The following is a 5333-nucleotide window of genomic DNA, read 5'->3' as shown; positions in this document are numbered from 1 at the left end:
AATGCTCCGAAATATGCAATCCTGAGTTACACCATCAATCTTGCCGCTAATATTGATAAAGGCACTGTATAAGGTTTGACGAGATAGTTCCGTCAATATTCAATAGAAATTCTTGGTTAAATCGATACCCGCAACTTTAATGGACATGGTTGTTACTCCTACCTTTAATGGCTGGACCTTTAGTGTGGTACAACAATGCTAGAAGGGAGATGCGTCCATCACATCAAAGCCTTTCCAAAATGGAATGTATGATTTCCACACATTCATTCAGAATCATCCTACATTATATGTAAGGAATCAATGAGCACGGACTTCTCAATTTAATTAATGAAAGAGAGATGACAATGAACTCAATGAATACACTAATCGTAGATACCCACCCTATTATACGTAATGCGTTAGTTACAATGCTTGAAAATACCAAAATTGCGTCGATTATACTTCAAACTGACTCAATTAAAGATGCAGCTAAATATGTCCGTAAAGATTCGATAGAGCTAATTTTATTGGATGTAAACCTAAAGGACGGTAGTGGCTTAGACTTCATCCGCCGTCTAATAAAAGGAGGCTTTCAAGGGAAAGTACTATTTATATCATCCGATGAGCACCCTACCCTTAATCAAATGGCAAAAGACATTGGAGCTAATGGTTATATATCCCAAAAAGAAGAGCTATCTTTAATCAAAGATGCAATCATAACTACCAGTCGAGGTTACTCTGTTTTCAAACAAAATCTAAATGTAAAAAATAGTTCTCCAGTTCTATCTGAACGAGAGTCTATTGTATTTAACTATCTATCAAAAGGTTATTCTAACAAGAAAATATCTGAACTACTCTCTTTAAGCAATAAAACCATCAGTACTTACAAAACTAGAATTTTAGATAAGTACAATTCATCTTCGATCATTGAGATTATCGAGTTGCAAAAAAAACACTAATCAAACTTATAAAAGTGATTAAGTGAAAATTCAGATTTTGCCAATTTTAATAGCGAAGATAAACACTATGAAAGAGCTCCAAAATGCCCTTTACCACATGAGCAAGAAATTGCTTATTGAAAGCGGTTTTACCAATAATCAAGCAAAGAAAATCATTTATTTTGAAGTCTATAAACTGAGGGATCAAGATAAGAAAAAGATCCAAAAAATAATTGATCAAGATGGCATTAGCGTGCAAAAAGCAAAAGAACATGTAATAAGAAACAAACAGAAGGCCCACTATTCTAGCTTAGCAGAAGACTATTATGAGAAATTTTTGGAACGTTATAAAAGTGCACTATTTGATTTACCTAATTTAATTGAAATTCAGAAGAAACTAAGATAGAAAATCCAAATTTTGTCCTTAGTGTAATTTTAACAAACTCTCAAGAAACGGAGGGAATCACTCCTAATCTATCGTAAGAAAGCTCCCAATTAAGGTGGCTGATAATGCTTCTCTGGAATAGATATATTACATTTCAGGATTCTCGAAAATATAACAACACTCCTAATTTTAGAAAAAGGTTGATAAGATTAAAATGTCGATGTTTAAAAAGTATAAATCTGAACTGATTTTTTGTGGAGCTCTATCTTTAATTACGCTTACAGGTTGTGATAATCATAATGCCTTCCAACCTATTAGTAATTTTAATGATGGTGCTTTCGTTACGAAATTACCTTCAAATACAGTAATAGGTGATATTTATCCCGTTGCATTTACTGTATTATTGAAACAAAAGCTTACTGAAGATACTACAACCCTGTTTGAAACTCAAAACATGTTGGTAGAATATTCAAGTATTGATTGTTTATCCACAGATTTGGACGACACTCATTTGTGTACAGTGACATTCAGAGTCTCACCAGAAAAAAGTGGCTTTAGTGAATTGTCATTACGAATAGGTGATCAAACCTATACCAATCAAACCAATGCTACCGATAGTGCAATCGTAGGGTATGTCCACACAAATCTATCTCAAAAATTTGATATAGACAAAGCGTCCCCTATTAGTTTCGTATTTATTAATACTGGGCAAGCTCAAGCGAATAACATTAAAATTAAGTCAACGAACTCCGAAACACTAACGAATGTGAAAACCACATGTAGTTCAACATTGAAAGGTGGAGAAGCGTGTTATTTACATGGTGACTATATTCCATCAAGGGCAGACTCTTACGGCATTCAGTACGAACTCACATATGACGAAGGGGAACCTGTTGTTGTGGGTACAGAAAGCGTCCCGAAAAAGGATACTCTAATTGGAAATACCGTACTTAGCTTACCTCTAAACATAGCAATAGAAAACAATTATAATGTAGAGTTCCAGTTTAAAAATATGAACTCTGAACCTGTGGTTAACTTAAAGACATCGTTGTTGGCCCCAGGCATCAGTCACATTCGGTTTAATAGCTGTAATAGTGTATCGCTAAACCCTGGCGAGTCATGTTCAATGATTGCGTCTGTCTTGGCAGACCAAATTGGCACGTTAACAGCAGCCGCTCTTGTGTATAGTGATGATGGTGTTACCGCATATGCAACCACAACGAGTAATGTAGTTGAAGCTCCAATTGTAGCCAGCGTCGACCAGGATATACCTCAACAAATGGTATTGAACGAACCATATAACTACCTTGTTACTTTTACCAATACAAATAAAAACCATGATGCGACAGGAATACGTTTTGCCCACTTATATCCAGAACATTATGAAGTTCTAAGTAATACATGTACTGATTCAACGATTAGGTCTGAAGAAAGCTGCCATCTTTCAATAAGCACTTCTGCAATTAAACCCGGCATACAACTCTATGCGAATTATTTAATGTTCGATCAAGGAACGGTAGTAATTGCAAACTCAACTTTATCTATGGCTTCTGCTCATTCATTAAACAGTCAAGTTGACAAAGGATTTCCAGATAACATGGTTCTAAATCATAGCTACCCCTTTCATGTCACTTTCACAAATACAAGTAATGTAGACACTGAAACCTTGACGATTACATCTGAGCATACGAAAGGTGTAACGATTGTTTCTAACAGTTGTGATGGCAACATTCTTCCAGCTGGGGAGTCTTGTATACTGAGTGGGGAGTATTTTTCCGAAACTCTTGGTCCCGTAGAGTTAGTAGGTAATTTAAACTACGGTGCTAATTTAAAAGAAACATTTGTTCTCTCTGGTGAAGTGGTTACCGTTCCTATTGTTGGCTCAATAGAGGTTGGATTGCCACAAAATGTAGGACTAAATAGTACATATCCAATTCGTTATATCTATCGAAACTTGAGTGACTTCCATGACGCAAGTATGATTCATACAACGTTATCTAGTACTGCTCCAGTGAATGTTACCAAGAACACATGCGGTTCCATCAGTACCTTGGCCGCAGGAAAAGAATGTGAAATTTCAGGTACGTTTACAGCGAGTGAAAAAGGTCAGCATCAATTCACCTCTTCCTTGTATTATATGGAAGGAAATGAGGTAAAAATTCAAAGTTCGGCGGTAGTGAGCGATGTTGTAGTATCTTCTCGAGTAGAGGGTGGGTCATCTTTAGTCGGTTTAAATAGTACATACTTGATTAAATACTATTTTAAAAATGAGTCAATCGCGCCAGCTACAGGTATTAAAATTACCCATTCAGAAGACCTCGTCGTCCATACTAATACATGTGGCTCGATATTAGCCGGCAATAGCCATACAGAATGTCACATTGAGGTGGCGTATACACCTCGCATATTGGGTTACTATACCTATGAGTTTTCACTTGACTACACAGAAGGGGAAGCTATTCATTTAAAGCAACCTGTCAAGGTTGTCGATATGATTGAACTTGATGAAATGGTATTCACTTCGGACTCACTTAGTCACAATTTCGAAGCCAGTGACTACTTTAATTACTTGGCAAATTATGGGTTTACAATGCAAGCAACATTGCAAACCATCCCCGTTAGCGGAAACCCAGAAACTGTTATTCACAACGGTTGGGGCTCGACAGATTTGGTTTTTGAATTAACTAACGGTTATCCCATTAATTTTATTGCTAATCGCAAGAACGATTGTGGCACACAAGTAATGAATGCTTCGGTAGGTTGTCAGTCCAGAAAATTGCCTCAATTTCGATTGAGCATACCTAAAGATAAGTTTGACACTTTAGCTATAGGTGAGCAAAGTGGTGATATTTACGTTAGCTTAACGCAATCCAACAATACTCATGTCGCATTATTTAAGCTCCCGATTCGGATTAATAAGTTATAGTTAATTGTCGAGCTTTCTTAACTTCTTAAATTTTAGAGTATGGAGGTGGAGGTACTCAATCAACGCCTTACTCTCATTTTAATGTAAACGCCCCATGAGCCCATGGGGCGATATAACTAGTGTTTGAAGTTCCAAGGTAGGAGTGCGTCGATATCAGGCTCTGTTTTCGCCAACTCTTTCATGCACTTGACTATGTAGTCGTAGAAGATAAGACCGTTGGCTTTCGCGGTCTCGATGATGCTGTAAAATATTTCGCTCGCATCAGCGCCGTTTGGTGCATTAAGGAATAACCAATTTTTCTTCCAATAGCCAGCAGTTTAATTGCGCGTTCAGCGCGATTATTATCGATAGATAAGTGACCATCGTCGATATAACGAATGAGCTTAGGTTATTGCCCGAGCGTGTATTTTATCGCTTTGCCTCGTGGGCTAGAACATATCACTTTCTGGGTCGTCATCTATTGGTAAAGGTCATCCAGTATCAGCTTGGCAAGCGCTTGACGCTCTGCTTTTCATTCTTCAGTAGGCGCACCTTTTTTGCGTAATTCTATCCCGTAGAGTTTTGGGATTTTAGCCAACGCCTTATCGGCCTTGCCCGACTTACCTTTACCTTGAAGCTTTTTCTCATCCATAAACTTGCCCGAGCATGAACCAAGCCCCTCATACTGGTGACTTGATGAACACAATCATAAGCAGCGTAACCATCGGTTTGTAGATAACCGTTGTAGTCAACTAAAAAGTCAATAGGGCACGCCCTCTCGCGACTGTTTTGATAGTCGTCAATTCAACCTCTTCTTCCTTAATGGCTTCACATTCCGCTTCGTTGAAGAGGTCACCTTATGATTCATCGTAAGGCTTTTTCGACTCCGCGCATTTAGCAAACTGGCGGGCGAATGCGAGCTTAAGCTGTTCAAGCAGCGATTGGCGCTCTTGTTTCCACTCATTTTTCTCCGACATCAGAGCAGCTACCATCGCTTGTAGCTCGGCAACATCTTGGCTTTCTGGGTTGATATTTGGCGTCTTTTTCATAGCATTGATTATACTAAAATCGTGCCGTTAACGCTTGGAGAATAAGGCTTTATTCTCGATTAACTCATTGTAAAATC

The 5333-nt window shown here is 38.0% G+C and carries 3 protein-coding genes and 1 pseudogene; 3 read left to right on the top strand and 1 reads right to left on the bottom strand.

Annotated elements, in window-relative coordinates; translation table 11 throughout:
- Positions 1-344: 344 nt before the first annotated feature.
- The 3 genes from AB4263_RS22280 to AB4263_RS22270 all read left to right on the top strand — a co-directional run bounded on the left by AB4263_RS22280 (position 345) and on the right by AB4263_RS22270 (position 4228).
- Positions 345-938 (top strand): response regulator transcription factor, encoded by a 594-nt coding sequence (locus tag AB4263_RS22280; protein ID WP_170962835.1) that lies wholly within the window; start codon positions 345-347, stop codon positions 936-938.
- Positions 939-960: 22 nt separating this feature from the next.
- A complete protein-coding gene (locus AB4263_RS22275; RefSeq protein WP_372098925.1) occupies positions 961-1323 on the top strand; it encodes a hypothetical protein in 363 nt (120 codons plus the stop codon).
- A 193-nt stretch (positions 1324-1516) separates the two neighbouring features.
- On the top strand, positions 1517-4228 hold the full coding sequence (locus AB4263_RS22270) for a hypothetical protein (protein WP_372098924.1): 2712 nt from the start codon (positions 1517-1519) through the stop codon (positions 4226-4228).
- A gap of 116 nt (positions 4229-4344) precedes the next feature.
- On the opposite strand, the pseudogene tnpC reads toward AB4263_RS22270, so the two are convergent.
- Positions 4345-5256, bottom strand: a pseudogene (tnpC, locus tag AB4263_RS22265) (IS66 family transposase).
- Positions 5257-5333: the final 77 nt, after the last annotated feature.

It is taken from the genome of Vibrio sp. 10N.261.55.C5, from assembly GCF_041470505.1.
GTDB classification, from domain to species: domain Bacteria; phylum Pseudomonadota; class Gammaproteobacteria; order Enterobacterales; family Vibrionaceae; genus Vibrio; species Vibrio crassostreae_C.
The sequence above is the reverse complement of the archived record's forward strand: the minus strand, read 5'-3'. Positions and strand labels throughout refer to the sequence as shown.